The organism is Pseudomonas sp. FW305-20 (assembly GCF_058788075.1).
The window spans coordinates 1-20112 of the sequence record NZ_JBYTAJ010000029.1 but is presented as its reverse complement, the minus strand read 5'-3'; the positions used below and the strand labels follow the sequence as shown (position 1 = coordinate 20112).

17 protein-coding genes and 1 tRNA gene are annotated in these 20112 nt (G+C 60.5%); 17 read left to right on the top strand and 1 reads right to left on the bottom strand.

From position 1 onward, the window contains the following. Positions 1-56: 56 nt before the first annotated feature. Positions 57-947, bottom strand: a complete 891-nt coding sequence (locus AC3WP4_RS21715) for a LysR family transcriptional regulator (protein ID WP_008151271.1) — start codon at positions 945-947, stop codon at positions 57-59. Between the two features lie 146 nt (positions 948-1093). Here AC3WP4_RS21715 and leuC point away from each other — a divergent pair, with 146 nt between their 5' ends. The 17 genes from leuC to AC3WP4_RS21630 all read left to right on the top strand — a co-directional run bounded on the left by leuC (position 1094) and on the right by AC3WP4_RS21630 (position 20111). Beyond that, positions 1094-2512: a 3-isopropylmalate dehydratase large subunit gene (leuC, locus tag AC3WP4_RS21710; RefSeq protein ID WP_074875226.1), complete on the top strand. Its 1419-nt coding sequence runs from the start codon at positions 1094-1096 to the stop codon at positions 2510-2512. A 10-nt stretch (positions 2513-2522) separates the two neighbouring features. Beyond that, complete coding sequence (gene leuD / locus AC3WP4_RS21705; protein WP_074875228.1) at positions 2523-3167, top strand: 3-isopropylmalate dehydratase small subunit; 645 nt, start codon at positions 2523-2525, stop codon at positions 3165-3167. 137 nt (positions 3168-3304) lie between these two features. After that, the gene (locus AC3WP4_RS21700) at positions 3305-4069 is read left to right on the top strand and encodes a class I SAM-dependent methyltransferase (protein ID WP_074875230.1); all 765 of its coding nucleotides are present in this window, start codon (positions 3305-3307) and stop codon (positions 4067-4069) included. A gap of 61 nt (positions 4070-4130) precedes the next feature. Beyond that, a complete protein-coding gene (gene leuB / locus AC3WP4_RS21695) occupies positions 4131-5213 on the top strand; it encodes a 3-isopropylmalate dehydrogenase (protein ID WP_074875232.1) in 1083 nt (360 codons plus the stop codon). Positions 5214-5281: 68 nt separating this feature from the next. Beyond that, positions 5282-6394, top strand: a complete 1113-nt coding sequence (gene asd, locus AC3WP4_RS21690) for an aspartate-semialdehyde dehydrogenase (protein WP_102615226.1) — start codon at positions 5282-5284, stop codon at positions 6392-6394. A 166-nt stretch (positions 6395-6560) separates the two neighbouring features. Continuing rightward, positions 6561-7571: an aspartate-semialdehyde dehydrogenase gene (locus tag AC3WP4_RS21685; protein WP_102615225.1), complete on the top strand. Its 1011-nt coding sequence runs from the start codon at positions 6561-6563 to the stop codon at positions 7569-7571. A gap of 207 nt (positions 7572-7778) precedes the next feature. Then, positions 7779-10628 carry a motility hub landmark protein FimV gene (locus AC3WP4_RS21680; protein WP_102719745.1) on the top strand — a complete coding sequence of 950 codons (2850 nt, stop codon included), beginning with the start codon at positions 7779-7781 and terminating at the stop codon, positions 10626-10628. A 198-nt stretch (positions 10629-10826) separates the two neighbouring features. Beyond that, positions 10827-11681 (top strand): tRNA pseudouridine(38-40) synthase TruA, encoded by an 855-nt coding sequence (gene truA, locus AC3WP4_RS21675; protein WP_102615223.1) that lies wholly within the window; start codon positions 10827-10829, stop codon positions 11679-11681. A gap of 63 nt (positions 11682-11744) precedes the next feature. Further along, positions 11745-12365, top strand: coding sequence for a phosphoribosylanthranilate isomerase (locus tag AC3WP4_RS21670; RefSeq protein WP_102615222.1), 621 nt, complete (start codon positions 11745-11747; stop codon positions 12363-12365). Between the two features lie 182 nt (positions 12366-12547). Next, positions 12548-13468: an acetyl-CoA carboxylase, carboxyltransferase subunit beta gene (accD, locus tag AC3WP4_RS21665; protein ID WP_074875242.1), complete on the top strand. Its 921-nt coding sequence runs from the start codon at positions 12548-12550 to the stop codon at positions 13466-13468. Further along, a complete protein-coding gene (gene folC / locus AC3WP4_RS21660) occupies positions 13465-14772 on the top strand; it encodes a bifunctional tetrahydrofolate synthase/dihydrofolate synthase (protein WP_102615221.1) in 1308 nt (435 codons plus the stop codon). Before accD ends, folC begins: the two co-directional genes overlap by 4 nt. Then, on the top strand, positions 14756-15427 hold the full coding sequence (locus tag AC3WP4_RS21655) for an SPOR domain-containing protein (RefSeq protein WP_102615220.1): 672 nt from the start codon (positions 14756-14758) through the stop codon (positions 15425-15427). Before folC ends, AC3WP4_RS21655 begins: the two co-directional genes overlap by 17 nt. Positions 15428-15718: 291 nt before the next feature. Further along, entirely contained in the window at positions 15719-16279 is a 561-nt protein-coding gene (locus AC3WP4_RS21650; protein WP_102615219.1) for a CvpA family protein, read from the top strand. Between the two features lie 41 nt (positions 16280-16320). Beyond that, positions 16321-17826, top strand: a complete 1506-nt coding sequence (gene purF, locus AC3WP4_RS21645) for an amidophosphoribosyltransferase (RefSeq protein WP_007905939.1) — start codon at positions 16321-16323, stop codon at positions 17824-17826. A gap of 65 nt (positions 17827-17891) precedes the next feature. After that, positions 17892-19103, top strand: a complete 1212-nt coding sequence (locus AC3WP4_RS21640) for an O-succinylhomoserine sulfhydrylase (RefSeq protein ID WP_074875249.1) — start codon at positions 17892-17894, stop codon at positions 19101-19103. After that, positions 19100-19876, top strand: coding sequence for an SDR family oxidoreductase (locus AC3WP4_RS21635; protein ID WP_008145603.1), 777 nt, complete (start codon positions 19100-19102; stop codon positions 19874-19876). The genes AC3WP4_RS21640 and AC3WP4_RS21635 overlap by 4 nt, the downstream gene beginning before the upstream one ends. A gap of 159 nt (positions 19877-20035) precedes the next feature. Next, a tRNA-Val gene (locus AC3WP4_RS21630) sits at positions 20036-20111 on the top strand. Position 20112 lies beyond the last annotated feature (1 nt).

The window sequence follows — 20112 nt, the reverse complement described above, 5'->3', positions numbered from 1 at the left end:
CCTTGGCTGAGTGGGGGTCAGGTCAGTGACTCGAAGCTCTATAGACGTAGCACAGCTTAGCCGAGAGTCCCTGGCAGATCGATTTGTGCATCCAGCAAGGCCATGAAGGCTCGCGCCGCATTCGATAGTGTCCTTTCTGTGTGCAGGATATAGCCTAGCTGGCGAGTGAGTTGTATGCCTGGTAAAGGTATTCGCGCCACTTGATCGTCAAGCATAGTGCGCGGCAACACGCTCCAGGCCAGGCCGATCGAGACCATCATCTTGATGGTTTCCAGATAATTCGTGCTCATGGCAATGTTCGGCGTCAGGCCTTGAGCTTCGAACAGGCGCCGGACGATGTGGTGAGTAAAGGTGTTGCCGCCGGGGAAAACCGCCGGGTGCAGGGCAATGTCCGCCAGGCTGACCGGGCCGTGGCTGATCAGCGAGTGCTCCGGGGCGACCACGAAGTCCAGCGGGTCGTCCCACACCGGCGTGGCCTTGACCAGTGCGTGGGGCTCCGGCGCCAGGGTGATGACCGCCAGTTCGGCGCGGCCATGGAGGATTTCTTCGTAGGCCACTTCCGAATCGAGGAACTGAATATCCAGCGCCACTTGCGGGTAACGTCGGGTGAACTCCCTTAGCAAGGGGGGCAAGCGGTGCAGGCCGATGTGGTGGCTGGTGGCCAGGGTCAGGCGGCCAGTCACTTCGCCGGTCAGGTTGGTCAGCGCGCGGCGGGTGTCGTCCAGCACATTCAGGATCTGATAGGCCCGCGGCAGCAAGGCGCGTCCGGCCTCAGTCAGGCTGACTTCCCGGCCCAGGCGATCGAACAGACGCACCTTCAATTGCTGTTCCAGCCCGGCAATGCGCTTGCTGATGGCCGGTTGCGTCAGGTGCAGCCGTTCGCCAGCGCCGGAGAAGCTCCCGGTCTCGGCAATCGCGATAAAAGCATTGAGGTTGGCGAGGTCCATTGCTGTATTCCAGTTGGTTATCCAAAGCATGAAAAATATGAATTTGAGTTATTTAATGTAACCCCCTAGGATCGACCTCACAAGCCAAGGGGTTATTGAGTTTTTCAAAATCCAGGGCATAGAAATACGCTGATGAGGACCGTCTGATGGCCGGCAAAACGCTTTACGACAAGCTTTGGGATTCCCATGAAGTGAAACGGCGCGACGATGGGTCGTCGCTGATCTATATCGACCGCCACATCATCCATGAAGTGACTTCGCCCCAAGCTTTCGAAGGCCTGCGTCTGGCCGGGCGCAAGCCTTGGCGCGTCGATTCGATCATCGCGACCCCGGACCACAACGTACCGACCACCCCGGATCGCAAGGGCGGCATCGAAGCGATTACCGACCAGGTCTCGCGTTTGCAGGTTCAGACCCTCGATGACTACTGCGACGAATATGGCATCACCGAATTCAAGATGAATGACGTGCGTCAGGGCATCGTTCACGTGATCGGTCCGGAGCAGGGCGCCACCTTGCCGGGCATGACCGTGGTCTGCGGCGACTCGCACACCTCGACCCACGGCGCGTTTGGCGCATTGGCCCACGGCATCGGCACTTCCGAAGTCGAGCACGTGTTCGCCACGCAATGCCTGGTGGCCAAGAAAATGAAAAACATGCTGGTGTCGGTCGAAGGCAAATTGCCGTTCGGCGTGACCGCCAAGGACATCGTGCTCGCCGTCATCGGCAAGATCGGCACTGCCGGCGGTAACGGCCACGCCATCGAGTTCGCCGGCAGCGCCATTCGCGATTTGTCCGTCGAAGGCCGCATGACCATCTGCAACATGTCCATCGAAGCCGGCGCTCGTGTTGGCCTGGTGGCTGCCGATGAAAAAACCGTGGCTTACGTCAAGGGTCGTCCATTTGCCCCGAAAGGTGCGGAATGGGACATGGCGGTCGAAGCCTGGAAAGACCTGGTGTCCGACGCCGATGCCGTGTTCGACACCGTCGTCGAGCTCGACGCTGCCCAGATCAAGCCGCAAGTCAGCTGGGGCACTTCGCCCGAGATGGTTTTGGCGGTTGATCAGAACGTGCCGGACCCGGCGAAGGAAATGGACCTGGTCAAGCGCGGTTCCATCGAGCGCGCCTTGAAATACATGGGTTTGAGCGCCAATCAGGCGATCACCGACATTCAACTGGACCGCGTGTTCATCGGTTCCTGCACCAACTCGCGGATCGAAGACTTGCGCGCTGCGGCGGTGATCGCCAAGGGCCGTAAAGTCGCTTCGACCATCAAGCAAGCCATCGTGGTGCCGGGCTCGGGCCTGGTGAAAGCGCAAGCCGAAGCCGAAGGCCTGGACAAGATATTCCTCGAAGCCGGTTTCGAGTGGCGTGAACCGGGTTGCTCGATGTGCCTGGCGATGAACCCGGACCGCTTGGAGTCGGGCGAGCATTGCGCCTCGACCTCCAACCGCAACTTCGAAGGGCGTCAGGGCGCCGGTGGCCGTACGCACCTGGTCAGCCCGGCCATGGCCGCGGCGGCTGCCGTCCACGGTCGTTTCATCGACGTTCGCGAACTGATCTGAGGAACCGCACATGAGAGCTTTTACCCAACACACCGGTTTGGTCGCGCCATTGGACCGTGCCAACGTCGACACCGACCAGATCATTCCGAAGCAGTTCTTGAAGTCGATCAAGCGCACCGGTTTTGGTCCGAACCTGTTCGACGAATGGCGCTACCTGGACGTGGGCTATGCCTACCAGGACAACTCCAAGCGTCCGCTGAACAAGGACTTCGTGCTCAACGCCGAGCGTTATCAAGGCGCCAGCGTGCTGCTGGCCCGCGAAAACTTCGGTTGCGGCTCCAGCCGTGAACACGCGCCGTGGGCGCTGGAAGAGTACGGTTTTCGCAGCATCATTGCGCCGAGCTATGCCGACATCTTCTACAACAACAGCTTCAAGAACGGCTTGTTGCCGATCATCTTGACCGACGCTGAAGTGGATGAGTTGTTCCAGCAAGTCGAGGCCAATCCGGGTTACGAGTTGACGGTCGACCTGCAAGCCCAGACCGTGACCCGTCCGGATGGCAAGGTCTACAAATTCGAATTGGACGAATTCCGTAAACACTGCCTGGTGAATGGCCTCGACGATATCGGTCTGACATTGATGGATCACGAAGCGATTGCGGCGTTTGAAGCCAAACACCGTGCGAGCCAGCCGTGGTTGTTTCGCGACGTTTGATTCTGCGTAAGGCGTAATTACGCCATCGCGAGCAAGCTCGGCTCCCACAGGTTATGTGAGTACCACAGATCCCCTGTAGGAGCTGAGCTTGCTCGCGATGACGGCAGCCCAGACAACACAAATATCAGGACATTACGATGACCAGCACCGCCCACAGCCAAGTCGTACAAAAGCAATTCGGCGAACAAGCCTCGGCCTACCTGAGCAGCGCCGTGCACGCTCAGGGCACCGAATTTGCGTTGCTACAGGCTGAACTGGCAGGGCAGGGCGATGCCCGAGTGCTGGACTTGGGCTGCGGCGCCGGTCACGTGAGTTTTCACGTGGCGTCGCTGGTCAAGGAAGTGGTGGCCTACGATTTGTCGCAGCAGATGCTCGACGTGGTGGCCGGTGCTGCCGTTGATCGCGGCCTGACCAACGTGTCCACCGTGCTGGGCGCCGCCGAGCACTTGCCCTTCGCCGATGGCGAATTCGATTTCGTCTTCAGCCGTTATTCGGCGCACCATTGGAGCGATCTCGGCCTGGCCCTGCGAGAGGTTCGCCGGGTGCTGAAGCCGGGCGGCGTGGCGGCGTTCATCGACGTGTTGTCACCGGGCAGTCCGCTGTTCGACACTTACCTGCAAAGCGTCGAAGTGCTGCGCGACACCAGCCATGTGCGCGATTATTCCGCCGGTGAGTGGTTGCGTCAGGTCAGCGAAGCGGGGTTGCATACCCGCAGCACCACTCGTCAACGGTTGCGTCTGGAGTACACCTCCTGGGTCGAGCGCATGCGCACCCCAGAAGTGATGCGCGCGGCAATCCTCGAGCTGCAGCAATCGATGGGCAATGAAGTACGCGAATATTTTGAAATCGAGGCTGATGGCTCGTTCAGTACCGATGTGTTGGTACTGATGGCTGAAAGGTAAGCGTCAAACCAATTTTTCCGGGTGTGCCCCAGGGCGCACCGACTGATGACATGAGGAAAGCATGAGCAAGCAGATTCTGATTCTCCCAGGTGACGGTATTGGCCCGGAAATCATGGCCGAAGCGGTCAAGGTGCTGGAGCTGGCGAACGACAAGTACAGCCTGGGCTTCGAGCTGAGCCATGACGTGATCGGCGGCGCTGCCATCGACAAGCACGGCGTGCCGCTGGCTGACGAAACCCTGGACCGTGCACGCGCAGCTGACGCTGTATTGCTGGGCGCCGTGGGCGGCCCGAAATGGGACACCATCGAGCGTGACATCCGCCCTGAGCGCGGCCTGCTGAAAATCCGTGCGCAACTGGGCCTGTTCGGCAACCTGCGTCCGGCGATCCTGTACCCGCAACTGGCCGAGGCTTCGAGCCTGAAGCCTGAAATCGTGGCTGGCCTGGATATCCTGATCGTCCGTGAACTGACCGGTGGTATCTACTTCGGCGCGCCACGTGGCGTTCGCACCCTGGAAAACGGCGAGCGTCAGGCCTACGACACCCTGCCGTACAGCGAAAGCGAAATCCGCCGTATCGCCCGTGTCGGTTTCGACATGGCCATGGTTCGTAACAAGAAACTGTGTTCGGTAGACAAGGCCAACGTGTTAGCGTCCAGTCAACTGTGGCGTGAAATCGTCGAGCAAGTGGCCAAGGATTACCCGGAAGTCGAACTCAGCCACATGTACGTCGACAACGCCGCCATGCAGCTGGTGCGCGCACCAAAGCAGTTCGACGTGATCGTCACCGACAACCTGTTCGGCGACATTCTTTCCGACCAGGCGTCGATGCTCACCGGTTCCATCGGCATGCTGCCCTCGGCGTCCCTGGATACCAACAACAAAGGCATGTATGAGCCGTGCCACGGTTCGGCGCCGGACATCGCTGGCAAAGGTATCGCCAACCCGTTGGCGACCATTTTGTCGGTGTCGATGATGCTGCGTTACAGCTTCAATCTGCAGGATGCGGCCGATGCCATCGAGCAGGCCGTCAGTCTGGTATTGGACCAGGGCCTGCGTACGGGCGACATCTGGTCGGCCGGTTGCACTAAAGTCGGTACGCAGGAAATGGGCGACGCAGTAGTCGCCGCGCTGCGGAATCTGTAATCTCTTTGGCCCGCTGCAACTTTCAACCATGAAGGCAGCGGCCCACTTTTGAAGAAGGTGTAGTTGCGATGAAACGTGTAGGTCTGATCGGTTGGCGCGGTATGGTCGGTTCCGTGCTCATGCAGCGGATGCTGGAAGAGCAGGATTTCGATCTTATCGAGCCGGTGTTTTTCACCACTTCCAATGTCGGTGGCCAAGGCCCGTCCGTGGGTAAGGACATTGCTCCGCTCAAGGACGCTTACAACATTGAAGAGCTGAAAACCCTCGACGTGATTCTGACCTGCCAGGGTGGCGACTACACCAGCGAAGTGTTCCCGAAGCTGCGCGAAGCCGGCTGGCAGGGTTACTGGATCGACGCCGCTTCCAGCCTGCGCATGCAGGATGACGCGGTCATCGTCCTGGACCCGGTTAACCGCAAGGTCATCGACCAGCAGCTCGACGCGGGCACCAAGAACTACATCGGCGGCAACTGCACCGTCAGCCTGATGCTGATGGGCCTGGGGGGCCTGTTCGAGGCGGGTCTGGTCGAGTGGATGAGCGCCATGACTTATCAGGCCGCCTCCGGTGGCGGCGCGCAGCACATGCGTGAACTGATCAAGCAAATGGGTGTGACCCACGCCGCTGTCGCCGATCAACTGGCCGACCCGGCCAGCGCGATCCTCGACATCGACCGCCGTGTTGCCGAAGCCATGCGCAGCGACGCGTACCCGACCGAGAACTTCGGCGTACCGCTGGCCGGCAGCCTGATCCCGTGGATCGACAAGGAACTGCCGAACGGTCAGAGCCGCGAAGAGTGGAAAGCCCAGGCCGAGACCAACAAGATCCTCGGTCGCTTCAAGAGCCCGATCCCGGTCGACGGCATCTGCGTGCGCATCGGCGCCATGCGTTGCCACAGCCAGGCGCTGACCATCAAGCTGAACAAAGACGTGCCGATCGCTGACATCGAAGGGTTGATCAGCCAGCACAACCCTTGGGTCAAACTGGTGCCGAACAACCGCGAAATCAGCATGCAGGAGCTGAGCCCTACAAAGGTCACCGGTACCCTGAACGTGCCGGTTGGCCGTCTGCGCAAGCTGAACATGGGCACGCAGTACGTCGGCGCGTTCACCGTCGGCGACCAACTGCTGTGGGGCGCGGCCGAACCGCTGCGTCGCATGCTGCGGATCCTGCTTGAGCGTTGATCGGTTGAAGTCATAAAGGAACCCGTGCCTTGAAAGAGGTGCGGGTTTTTTGTTCCTGCCGATCGTTCCCACGCAGAGTGTGGGAGCGATCGGGGTGGGCGTGAATTGCCTGCATGCCAACCACCCGGTAAAGTGCCGCTCCCCCCGTTTCGCCAGAGGTAGATCCATGAACCAGTCCTTTGATATTGCCGTGATCGGCGCCACCGGTACTGTCGGCGAAACGCTCGTGCAGATTCTCGAAGAGCGCGACTTCCCGGTCGGCAATCTGCACCTGCTCGCCAGCAGCGAATCCGCCGGGCATTCGGTGCCGTTTCGCGGCAAGAACGTGCGGGTGAGGGAGGTCGATGAGTTCGACTTCAGCAAAGTCCAGCTGGTGTTCTTCGCTGCCGGCCCGGCGGTAACCCTGAGTTTCGCCTCGCGTGCCACCGCCGCCGGTTGTTCGTTGATCGACTTGTCCGGCGCCTTGCCGGCCGATCAGGCGCCACAAGTCGTGCCTGAAGCCAACGCCCAGGTGCTGGCCGGTTTGAAAAAGCCGTTCCAGGTCAGCAGTCCAAGCCCTTCGGCCACCACATTGGCGGTCGTGCTGGCGCCGTTGCTCGGTTTGCTCGATCTGCAACGGATCAATTTGACCGCCAGCCTGGCCGTCTCCGCCCAGGGCCGCGAAGCCGTCACCGAGCTGGCGCGGCAAACAGCCGAGCTGCTGAATGTGCGTCCGCTGGAGCCGACGTTCTTTGATCGGCAGATGGCCTTCAACCTGCTGGCGCAAGTGGGCAAGCCTGATGAACAGGGTCACACGCTGCTGGAAAAACGCCTGGTACGCGAGCTGCGTCAGGTCATGGCGCTGCCTTTATTAAAGATTTCCGTGACTTGCATTCAAGCCCCGGTGTTTTTTGGCGATAGCTTTAACGTGACCTTGCAGTCATCGAGCGACATCGACCTGGCAAAAGTCAACGCCGCCCTGGAAGACGCGCCCGGTATAGAGCTGGTGGAAGCCGGTGATTACCCGACGCCGGTAGGCGATGCGGTAGGGCAGGACGTGGTTTACGTTGGTCGGGTTCGCCACGGGATCGACGACCTGTCGGAACTTAATTTGTGGCTGACGTCAGATAACGTACGCAAAGGCGCAGCGCTCAATGCTGTGCAGGTGGCTGAATTGTTGATAAAAGGCCTGCTGTAAAAGATACTTGGCAACAATTTGTCGAATGAATCCAGTCGGGCGCTATGCTTGGCTGGACTGCTGAATGCGGGCTCCCTGCGGGGTTTTGCGTGGCATGAATGAAATGATCGCGCGCGATGACTCTTCGCCGCCGCGCGCAATGCCTTACGGCAGCGACTATAAACACCTTCTCGCTGGCCGAGGAATGTTCAAACAAAGGATGAGGCTATGGTTCAAGTTCGCAAACTGGTGTTAGCAATAGCGGCCGCCTCGGCGCTGTCCTCCGGTATGGCGCATGCCCTCGGGCTCGGGGAATTGACCCTGAAGTCGACGCTGAACCAACCCCTGGTGGCAGAAATCGAGTTGCTCGACGTCAAGGAACTCACCGCTGCCGAAGTGGTGCCGAGCCTGGCTTCGCCCGAAGATTTCGCCAAGGCCGGCGTTGATCGCCAGGCCTTTCTCAATGACCTGACCTTTACCCCGGTGCTCAATGCCAGCGGTAAAAGCATCTTGCGTGTGACATCCAGCAAGCCACTCTCCGAACCCATGGTGAAATTCCTGGTTCAGGTGATGTGGCCCAACGGTCGCCTGCTGCGCGATTACAGCGTGCTGCTCGATCCGTCCAAGTTCTCGCCGCAAACCGCTGATGCGGCTGCGCAACCTGCTCCGACGCAAACCGTCACCGCTCCGGTGACCGGTGGCACCAAACCCTCCCAATACACCACCGCGCCGCGCGATACCCTGTGGGAAATCGCCGAGAAGACGGGCAATGGCGGCTCGGTCCAGCAAACCATGCTGGCCATCCAGGCGTTGAATCCGGATGCCTTTATCGACGGCAACATCAACCGGTTGAAAGCCGGTCAGGTGCTGCGTCTGCCGGATCAGGCACAGAGCACCAGCCTGCCGCAACCGAAAGCCATTGCCGAAGTCTCCGCGCAGAACACTGCGTGGCGACAGGGGCGTCGCTACGTGGCGAAGCCCGGGACCGGACAGCAGCAGCTCGATGCCACCAAACGCGCTCGCGGTGAAGGCCCTTCGTCGCAAACAGCGACAGACAAGCTGAGCCTGGTCTCTGCCGAGTCCGGCAAGGCCGGTGGCAAAGGCGCTGCGGGTGATGCCAAGAATTTGAGCAACAAGCTGGCCGTGACCCAGGAAAGCCTCGACACGACCCGTCGTGACAACGCCGAACTGAAAAGCCGCATGACCGATCTGCAAAGTCAGCTAGACAAGCTGCAACGCCTGATCGAGCTGAAGAACAATCAACTGGCCAAGTTGCAGGCTGAAGGCGCGGCGGGTACGCCGGCATCCGATGCGACCGCTCCGGCAATGTCAGCCGAGCTCGCAGCCAATCCTGATGCAGCGCCTGCACCTGCGCCAGAAGCGGCTGCTCCCCAGGACGCTGCGCCTCCTGCCGAGAAGCCTGTCGAGCCAACGCCGGCAGCCTCTGACGATCAGCAATTCAAAGAGCTGCTGACCAATCCGTGGCTGCTGGGTCTGGCAGGGGGCGCCGCCGTGGTGGCGCTGTTCCTGCTGCTGTTGCTGGCGCGTCGCCGCAAAGCCCAGCAAGAAGCCGAAAAGCATTTGCGCATGGCCCGTGATTTGGCCGAGGAGCAGGCGTTCTCCGCTGAGCTCGACCTGCCAAAAGGCATCTTTGATGACCTGGAAGTGCCGCCGCCGAGCGTGAAGCTCGCTACCGCGCCAACGCCACCGCCTGCACCAGCCCCTGCACCCGCGCCGGTGTTTGCTCCGGTTGTGGTGACGCCGCCGATCGCTGCGCCATTGGTTTCGCCTGCTGGCGAGCGCAATGACGATGTATTGAGCAAGGCGCAGTCGCACATCACTGCCGGTCGTCTGAATCAGGCGGCCGCCTTGCTGGAAGACGGAATCAAGCAAGAGCCTCAACGCAGCGACTTGCGCCTCAAGCTGATGGAAGTCTACGGTCAGCAAGGTGACCGCGATGCATTCGTTGCCCAGGAACGCCAACTGGTGGCCAATGGCGACAACTTTGCTCAGGTCGAAAAACTCAAGAGCCGCTTCCCGGCCATGGCCGTTGCGGCAGCCGGTGGTATCGCAGCCGCTGCGATCGCTGCCGAACTGGACGCGCAATACGTCAAGGATCTACTGCTGGACGAGCCAGAAGCGCCGGCGCCGGCAGTGCCCGATGACTTCGACAATGCTTTCGATTTGAGCCTGGATGATCTGGAAAATGCCTCGGCGGCAGGGGTTGCATCAGAGCCAGAACCAGAACCAGAACCAGAACCAGAACCAGAACTCGATGATCTCGACAGTGCTTTCGATTTGAGCCTGGATGATCTGGAAACTGCCTCGCCGGCAGTGGTTGCACCCGAGCCAGCACCCGAACCAGCACCAGAAAAACCTGAACCTGAGCTCGATGATCTCGACAGTGCCTTCGATTTGAGCCTGGATGATCTGGAAACTGCCTCGCCGGCAGTGGTTGTACCAGCACCAGTGGCTGCAGCAGATCTGGACGAATTCCCGCTGGACGACGACCTGAGCTTCGAGTCGGTGTTGCAGCAGCAGACCGACATCAAGGAAAACCTCGATGACCTGTCGGACTTCGACCTGGATATGGATCTTGGTGGGGATGCCTCGCCGGCGACCCTGGCCGAAGACGACTTCCTGTTGAGCCTGGATGACGGCGTCAAGGACCTGGACTTGCCTGTCGCTGAAGCGCCGGCTGTTCCTGCAGCTGCGCTGGACGATCTGGAGCTGCCAGCCGATTTCGACCTGTCGCTGGCTGACGAAATGGATGCGCCAGACGCTCCGGACGCGTTTGCAGCCGAACTGGAAGACGTCAACGCCGAGCTCGATCGCCTGTCCCAGAGTTTTGGCGAGCCGAGTTTCACCGCAGAAGACGCCATGGCCTCCGCCGCTGACGAGCCGGAATTCGATTTCCTTTCCGGCACCGACGAAGTGGCGACCAAGCTCGATCTGGCCCAGGCCTACATCGACATGGGCGACGCCGACGGCGCCCGGGACATCCTCAATGAAGTGGTGACTGAGGGGGATGCGGGTCAGAAGAGCGAAGCCAACGAAATGCTTTCGCGTCTGGCTTGATTGATCGGTAAGGCGTAAACAAAACGGCAGCCCATTGAGGCTGCCGTTTTTGTTTCAGTCCACGACAGCCCGTTCCCACGCTCTTCGTGGGAACGATCAACCCCGACACGTCAGGCCACAAAAAACATACGCCTCTGGCGTCCCTGCCTGACAGCCTTATAATGCCCGCCTTTGCGTACATCAGCAGGCTGTCACTCCTTGGCAAATATAGATAATCCGGCCGCCGAACTGGCGGCCGAGGGCTTTTTCCGGATCGCGTTGGGCGTTGAATACAAAGGCTCGCGCTATCGCGGCTGGCAGCGTCAGGCCTCCGGTGTACTCACCGTGCAGGAGACGCTTGAAAAGGCCTTGTCCAAAGTCGCCGACTCACCGGTGTCACTGCTCTGCGCCGGGCGTACGGATGCCGGCGTGCATGCGTGCGGTCAGGTGGTGCATTTCGATACTCAGGTCGAGCGTTCGATGAAAGCCTGGGTCATGGGCGCCAATATCAATTTGCCTCACGACGTCAGTGTCAGCTGGGCCAAGGTCATGCCGGCGCATTTTCATGCGCGGTTCAAGGCTATTGCCCGGCGCTATCGCTACGTGATCTACAACGACCAGATCCGTCCGGCGCACCTGAACGAAGAAATCACCTGGAATCACCGTCCGCTGGACGTCGAGCGCATGGCCGAGGCCGCGCAGTACCTGGTCGGCACCCACGATTTCAGCGCGTTCCGTGCCGGCCAGTGTCAGGCCAAGTCGCCGATCAAGGAGCTGCATCACCTGCGCGTCACGCGCCACGGCAAGATGATCGTGCTGGACATCCGCGCCAGCGCCTTCCTGCATCACATGGTGCGCAACATTGCTGGCGTGCTGATGACCATCGGTGCTGGCGAGCGTCCTGTGGAGTGGATGAAAGAAGTGCTGGAGAGTCGTATTCGTCGTTCCGGTGGGGTGACGGCGCACCCGTACGGCCTGTACCTGGTGCAGGTCGAGTACCGCGACGAATTCGAATTGCCCGAGCGTTACATCGGGCCGCACTTCCTGACCGGTTTCTCGGAACTTGACGGCTGACGCCCTCGAACGCTTTTGTTACCATCCGGGACTTTCTCGGATTTACCTTGGGGTTCTATCGACATGTCGGCCGTTCGCAGCAAGATTTGTGGGATTACCCGCATGGAAGATGCGTTGGCGGCGGTTGAGGCCGGGGCTGATGCGATCGGTTTCGTGTTCTATGCCAAAAGCCCTCGGGCCGTGACGTTTCAGCAGGCGCGCTCGATCATCGAGGCGTTGCCGCCGTTCGTGACCACTGTCGGGTTGTTCGTCAACGCCAGCCGCTGCGAGTTGGGAGAAATCCTCGACGCCGTGCCGCTGGACCTGTTGCAGTTCCATGGCGATGAAACCGCGGCGGAGTGCGAAGGCTGGCACCGTCCGTACATCAAGGCGCTGCGGGTCAAGGCCGGTGATGACATCGCGGCCGCCTGCGATGCGTTTCCAGGCGCCAGCGGTATCCTGCTCGACGCCTACGTTGAAGGCGTGCCCGGCGGAACCGGTGAAGTGTTTGACTGGTCTCTGATACCGCAAGGCTTAAGCAAACCGATCATCATGGCGGGTGGCTTGACGCCGGACAACGTCGCCGAAGCGATTGCAAGGGTTCGGCCATATGCCGTGGACGTCAGCGGCGGGGTGGAGGCGAGCAAGGGCATCAAGGATCACGCAAAGATTCAGGCATTCATTAAAGCGGTACGCGGAAGCTGATGTGACGGCTGGCACACTGCCGCCGTCCACAGGCATGGCTGAGGGTTTTTGGGGTGTACGCAGGTCACGCTTCACTGACCCGGCAACCCATCGATCATCGCCACACATATGAATTTAGCTCAAGGGCATACGCGGGGCTGCGAACCAGAGCGTTCGGGCCGCCGGTACTGGAGAAAGAAAGCATGAGCAACTGGTTAGTAGACAAACTGATCCCTTCGATCATGCGTTCCGAGGTCAAGAAGAGCTCGGTGCCTGAAGGTCTGTGGCACAAATGCCCGTCTTGCGAGGCTGTGCTGTATCGTCCGGAGCTGGAAAAGACCCTGGACGTTTGCCCCAAGTGCAACCACCACATGCGTATCGGCGCACGCGCCCGCATCGATATCTTCCTCGACGCTGAAGGCCGTGCCGAACTGGGCGCGGACCTGGAGCCGGTTGACCGTCTGAAGTTTCGCGACGGCAAGAAGTACAAGGATCGCCTGACCGCTGCGCAGAAGCAGACCGGCGAAAAAGACGCCCTGATCTCCATGAGCGGCACCTTGCTGGGTATGCCGGTCGTGGTGGCGGCCTTCGAATTTTCCTTCATGGGTGGTTCGATGGGCGCCATCGTTGGCGAGCGTTTTGTTCGCGCCGCCAACTACGCGCTGGAAAACCGTTGCCCGATGATCTGCTTCTCCGCTTCCGGCGGTGCGCGGATGCAGGAAGCCCTGATCTCCCTGATGCAAATGGCCAAGACCTCTGCAGTGCTGGCGCGTCTGCGTGAAGAAGGCATTCCGTTCATCTCCGTACTGACCGACCCGGTCTACGGCGGTGTTTCCGCCAGTCTGGCGATGCTCGGCGACGTGATTGTCGGTGAGCCCAAAGCCCTGATCGGCTTCGCCGGTCCGCGCGTTATCGAGCAGACCGTTCGCGAAAAACTGCCGGAAGGTTTCCAGCGCAGCGAATTCCTGCTTGAACACGGTGCGATTGACATGATCATTCACCGTCAGGAACTGCGTCCGCGTCTGGGCAACCTGCTGGCACAAATGATGGGTCTGCCGACACCGCAATTCGTCGCGGCGCCAATCGAGCCAATCGTGGTCCCACCGGTGCCCGCCAACCTATGATCGAACGTACCCTTGGCGAGTGGCTCGCCTACCTTGAGCAGTTGCACCCTTCGGCCATCGACATGGGCCTGGAGCGCTCGCAGCAGGTAGCGTCCCGCATGGGACTGGGCAAGCCGGCGCCTCGGGTGATCACGGTCACCGGCACCAACGGCAAAGGTTCTACCTGCGCATTCGTGGCTTCGTTGCTGCGGGCGCAGGGTCTGAACGTCGGTGTCTACAATTCTCCGCATCTGCTGCGTTACAACGAGCGGGTGCAGGTCAATGGCATCGAAGCCACTGACGCCGAGCTGTGCGAAGCCTTTGCTGCGGTCGAGGCCGGTCGTGGCGACACTTCCCTGACGTACTTCGAAATGGGCACCCTGGCGGCGTTCTGGCTGTTTCAACACGCCAGTCTCGATGCGGTGGTGCTGGAAGTCGGGTTGGGCGGTCGTCTGGACACGGTCAATGTGGTCGACGCCGATATGGCGCTGGTCACCAGCATCGGTGTGGATCACGCGGACTATCTGGGCGATACCCGTGAATCCGTCGCGTTCGAAAAGGCCGGCATCTTCCGCCAGAGCGCGCCTGCGCTGTGTGGCGACCTGAATCCTCCACAACCCCTGCTGGATAAAGCGCGCGAGCTCAATTGCCCGTTTTTCCTGCGTGGGCGCGATTTCGACCTCGGTATCACCGATCACAACTGGCAATGGCGCGGTCTTGACGCTCAAGGGCGTGCTGTCGAGCTGCATGATCTGCCGTTGCTCGATCTGCCGATGGAAAACGCCGCGCTGGCGTTGCAGGCTTACCTGTTGCTCGGGTTGCCTTGGGTGGATGCACACATTATTGAAGCGCTGAAAGCCACTCGGGTGGTCGGTCGCCTCGATCGCCGTCAGTTCGACTGGCAGGGCAAGCGCCTGAACCTGTTGCTGGATGTGGGGCATAACCCCCATGCGGCAGAGTATCTGGCTCGTCGCCTGGCTAGCCGTCCACCGGCCGGCAAGCGTTTGGCAGTGTTCGGACTGTTGGCAGACAAGGATCTGGATGGTGTCATCGGTGAATTGAGTGCTAGTGTCCAGCATTGGGCCGTCGCGCCGCTGGATTCGCCGCGAGCACGCCCGGTTGCCGATTTGCACGCAGCGTTGCATAACCTTGGCGCCTCGGTAACATCTTATGACAGCGTGGCGGCCGCCCTGGAAGGGCAATGCGCGCTGGCAACGAGCGACGACGAGATTCTGTTGTTCGGATCATTTTATTGTGTCGCCGAGGCCCTCGAATGGTTGTCCCGGCGCTCCACGGAGGAAGCGGCAAATGGCATTGCTGGATAAGGCATACAAACAGCGCATGGTCGGCGCCCTGGTTCTGGTGGCGCTGGCGGTGATTTTCCTGCCGATGCTGTTTTCCCGCCAGGATGAACAGCGTCAAGTGACGGTCGAAGCCCCGGCTGCGCCGCAAGCGCCGGTGGTGCCGCAAGTTCAGGTCGAGCCGGTGGCGGTGCCTGAACCGCAAGCGCTGCCTCAGGAACCTGTGCCGAGTGATGATGAAATCGCTCAGCAAGAAGCACCGTCGACAGCGATTGCCCCGAGCGTACCGGTGACGCCTGCGCCTGCCGCCAAACCGGTCGCGCCAACTGTGGCGCCAGCGCCGGCTCCGGCGAACAAGCCAACGGTTGCACCTGGCCAGCCCATCACGGCTGCACCGGGCAAGCCGGACACGACTCAAAGCCGCGTCGATGCCAATGGCCTGTCGGTCAGTTGGTCGGTGCAACTGGCCAGCCTGTCGAGCCGTGCCAGTGCAGAAAGCCTGCAGAAATCCCTGCGCAGCCAGGGTTACAACGCCTACATTCGAACTGCCGATGGCAAGAATCGGGTGTTTGTCGGGCCGCTGATCGAGCGGGCGGAAGCCGATCGTCTGCGTGACTTGTTGAGCCGCCAGCAGAACCTCAAGGGTTTTGTGGTGCGTTTCCAGCCTGAGCGTGGCTAACGAAACGCCAATCCCCGGCTCGATGTAGCAGCTGTCGAGCCCCGCGAGGCTGCGTCCGGTCTGCGAAGCAGCCGTAAACCCTGCTTGCACGGTATGCCGGATAGACCGAATTGCCTGATTTTACGGCTGCTGCGCAGCCGGACGCAGGCTTCGCCAGCGGCTACAAGGACGAGTGCAGCTCGATAGGGGCTAAAACTATCGCGTCGATTTGAAATGCACTGACAATCGCAGCTTACCGATAGCCATGCGCTCTGCTAAAATGCGCCGCCTTATCCGTCTGTAGGCTGCACTGTGCCATTTACCTGGGTTGACTGGGCGATCGTTGCAATCGTCGCCATCTCCGCATTGATCAGTCTGAGCCGCGGCTTCGTCAAAGAAGCACTGTCGCTGGTGACCTGGATCATCGCAGGAGTCGTCGCCTGGATGTTCGGTGGTTCATTGTCCGAGTACCTCGCCGGATACATCCAAACGCCGTCGGCCCGTGTGATCACGGGCTGTGCCATCATGTTTGTCGCCACGTTAATCGTAGGCGCGATGATCAATTATCTTATCGGCGAATTGGTTCGCGTCACCGGGCTATCCGGGACCGATCGATTCCTCGGCATGGCCTTCGGTGCCGCGCGTGGCGTGTTGCTGGTGGTCGTGGCGGTCGGGCTGTTGAGCCTGGGGCCGGTACAGCAGGACGGGTGGTGGCAAGAGTCACAGCTCGTGCCAAAATTTTTATTGGTTGCAGACTGGTCCAAGAACCTGATTCTCGGGTGGAGCAGTCAGTGGCTTGCCAGCGGTATCAGCGTACCCGCTGAAATACCGTTCAAGGAGCACCTCTTGCCGACGGCCAAAACGCCTCAGTGAGTTGTGTTCAGTTCAGATCCATTAAGTAGGGGTTGCGTCGCATGTGTGGCATCGTCGGTATCGTCGGTAAGTCGAACGTCAATCAGGCGCTGTATGACGCGCTAACCGTCCTCCAGCACCGCGGCCAGGACGCTGCCGGTATCGTGACCAGCCATGATGGCCGGTTATTCCTGCGCAAGGACAATGGCCTGGTGCGTGACGTGTTCCATCAGCGTCACATGCAGCGCCTGGTCGGCCACATGGGCATTGGCCATGTGCGTTACCCGACCGCGGGCAGTTCGACTTCGGCCGAAGCCCAACCGTTTTACGTCAACTCGCCTTACGGCATCACTCTGGCGCACAACGGTAACCTGACCAACGTTGAACAGCTGGCCAAGGAGATTTACGAATCTGACCTGCGCCACGTCAATACCAATTCCGATTCGGAAGTGCTGCTCAACGTGTTCGCACATGAACTGGCCCAGCGCGGCAAGTTGCAGCCAACCGAAGAAGACGTGTTCGCCGCTGTGACTGACGTGCACAACCGTTGCGTCGGCGGTTACGCGGTCGTGGCGATGGTGACCGGTTACGGCATCGTCGGTTTCCGCGACCCGCACGGCATCCGTCCGATCGTCTTCGGTCAGCGTCACACCGACGAAGGCGTCGAGTACATGATCGCCTCCGAAAGCGTGTCCCTGGACGTGCTCGGTTTCACCCTGATTCGCGACCTGGCGCCGGGCGAAGCGGTCTACATCACTGAAGACGGCAAGCTGCACACCCGTCAGTGCGCGACCAACCCGTCCCTGACCCCGTGCATCTTTGAACACGTTTATCTGGCGCGTCCGGACTCGATCATCGACGGCGTGTCGGTCTATAAGGCACGTCTGCGCATGGGTGAGAAACTCGCCGAGAAGATTCTGCGCGAGCGTCCGGATCACGACATCGACGTGGTCATCCCGATTCCGGACACCAGCCGCACCGCGGCCCTGGAGCTGGCGAACCACTTGGGCGTCAAGTTCCGCGAAGGCTTCGTGAAGAACCGCTACATCGGCCGGACCTTCATCATGCCGGGCCAGGCCGCACGGAAAAAGTCCGTGCGCCAGAAGCTCAACGCCATCGAGCTGGAATTCCGCGGCAAGAACGTGATGCTGGTGGACGACTCCATCGTTCGCGGCACCACCTGCAAGCAGATCATCCAGATGGCCCGCGAAGCCGGCGCCAAAAACGTTTACTTCTGCTCCGCTGCACCGGCCGTTCGTTACCCGAACGTCTACGGCATCGACATGCCGAGCGCTCACGAGTTGATCGCGCACAACCGTTCGACCCAGGACGTGGCTGATCTGATCGGCGCTGACTGGTTGATCTATCAGGACTTGCCTGACTTGATCGAAGCGGTCGGTGGCGGCAAGATCAAGATCGAGAAGTTCGATTGTGCGGTGTTCGACGGCCAGTACGTCACCGGCGACGTCGACGAGGCTTACCTGAACAAGATCGAGCAGGCCCGTAACGATGCCTCCAAGGTCAAGACGCAGGCAGTCAGTGCGATCATTGATCTGTATAACAACTAAGTAACTACCGGCCCTGAGGGGCCGGTTTTGTATCTACTAAAAAGAGCAAGGCAAGGAGTGACAGCATGAGTCAGGATTGGGATGCCGGTCGGCTGGACAGCGACCTCGAAGGCGTAGCGTTCGATACCCTGGCCGTACGCGCCGGTCAGCACCGCACGCCGGAAGGCGAACACGGTGATCCGATGTTCTTCACTTCCAGCTACGTATTCCGTACTGCCGCCGACGCAGCCGCACGTTTTGCCGGTGAAGTGCCGGGCAACGTTTACTCGCGCTACACCAACCCGACCGTGCGTGCGTTCGAAGAGCGCATTGCCGCGCTGGAAAGCGCCGAACAAGCCGTGGCCACGGCGACCGGCATGGCTGCGATCATGGCGGTGGTGATGAGCCTGTGCAGTGCCGGCGATCACGTGCTGGTGTCGCGTAGCGTGTTCGGTTCGACCATCAGCCTGTTCGAGAAGTACTTCAAGCGCTTTGGCATTGAAGTCGATTACGTGCCTCTGGCGGATTTGTCCGGCTGGGATGCGGCGATCAAGGCCAATACTAAATTGCTGTTCGTCGAATCGCCCTCCAACCCGTTGGCCGAACTGGTGGACATCGCCGAGCTGTCGAAAATCGCTCATGCCAAAGGCACGATGCTGGTGGTCGACAACTGCTTCTGCACCCCGGCATTGCAGCAGCCGCTGAAGTTGGGCGCGGACATCGTCGTGCACTCGGCGACCAAGTTCATCGACGGCCAGGGCCGTTGCATGGGCGGTGTTGTGGCCGGTCGCAGCGAACAGATGAAAGAAGTCGTCGGTTTCCTGCGGACTGCCGGGCCAACCCTGAGCCCGTTCAACGCCTGGATCTTCCTCAAGGGCCTGGAAACACTGAGCCTGCGCATGAAGGCTCACTGTGCCAATGCCCAGCAACTGGCCGAATGGCTGGAGCAGCAGGAGGGCATCGAAAAAGTCCATTACGCCGGTCTCAAAAGCCATCCGCAGCACGAGTTGGCCCTGCGTCAGCAGAAAGGCTTCGGTGCGGTCGTGAGTTTCGAGGTCAAGGGCGGCAAAGAGGGCGCCTGGCGCTTTATCGATGCGACCCGCTTGATTTCCATCACCGCCAACCTCGGTGACAGCAAAACCACCATTACGCACCCAAGCACCACCTCTCACGGCCGTCTGGCACCGCAAGAGCGTGAAGCCGCGGGCATTCGTGACAGCCTGATCCGCATCGCGGTCGGTCTGGAAGACGTGGCCGACCTGCAAGCCGATCTGGCACGCGGGTTGGCTGCCTTGTGATCGAGTTGTCCACGCCGGGTACTGGCACCAATGGCCGCGTTGCACTGGTCACGGGTGCTGCGCGGGGCATAGGTCTGGGGATCTCGGCCTGGCTGATCAGCGAAGGCTGGCAGGTGGTGCTGACTGATCTTGATCGAGTGCGCGGTTCGAAAGTGGCGAAGGTGCTCGGCGACAATGCCTGGTTCATCGCCATGGACGTCTCGAACGAAGGGCAGGTGGCATTGGGCGTCGCGGAGGTGCTGGGGCAGTTTGGGCGTCTGGATGCGCTGGTGTGCAACGCGGCGGTTGCCGATCCGCACAACATCACCCTTGAAAGCCTCGATCTGGCGTACTGGAATCGGGTGCTGGCGGTGAATCTCAGTGGGCCGATGCTGTTGGCCAAGCACTGTGCGCCGTATCTGCGCGCTCACAGCGGCGCGATCGTCAACCTGGCCTCGACCCGCGCCGGACAGTCGGAACCCGACACCGAGGCTTACGCGGCGAGCAAGGGTGGCCTGTTGGCCCTGACACATGCCTTGGCCATCAGCCTCGGGCCGGAAATTCGCGTCAACGCGGTCAGCCCCGGCTGGATCGATGCGCGAGATCCCTCTGCGCGCCGTGCCGAACCGTTGACTGATGCCGATCATGCCCAGCATCCGGCGGGCAGGGTAGGGACGGTCGAGGACGTGGCAGCGATGGTCGCCTGGCTGTTGTCGAAGAACGCCGGTTTCGTCACGGGCCAGGAGTTCGTGGTCGATGGCGGCATGACCAAGAAGATGATTTACAGCGAGTAATTCGAGCAGGGGCCGCGACAGCGGCGTCTTGAGGTTGCAGGCGGCCATTGGCAGCGCTGCGGGAAATGACATGATTTTGTCTTTTTCAGAAAAACTTCAAGCGGGGTATTGACTTAGCTTCGGTACCTGCGTAAATTTCGCGGCCTCGGAGATGCAAACGGGTGATTAGCTCAGCTGGGAGAGCGTCTGCCTTACAAGCAGAATGTCGGCGGTTCGATCCCGTCATCACCCACCAC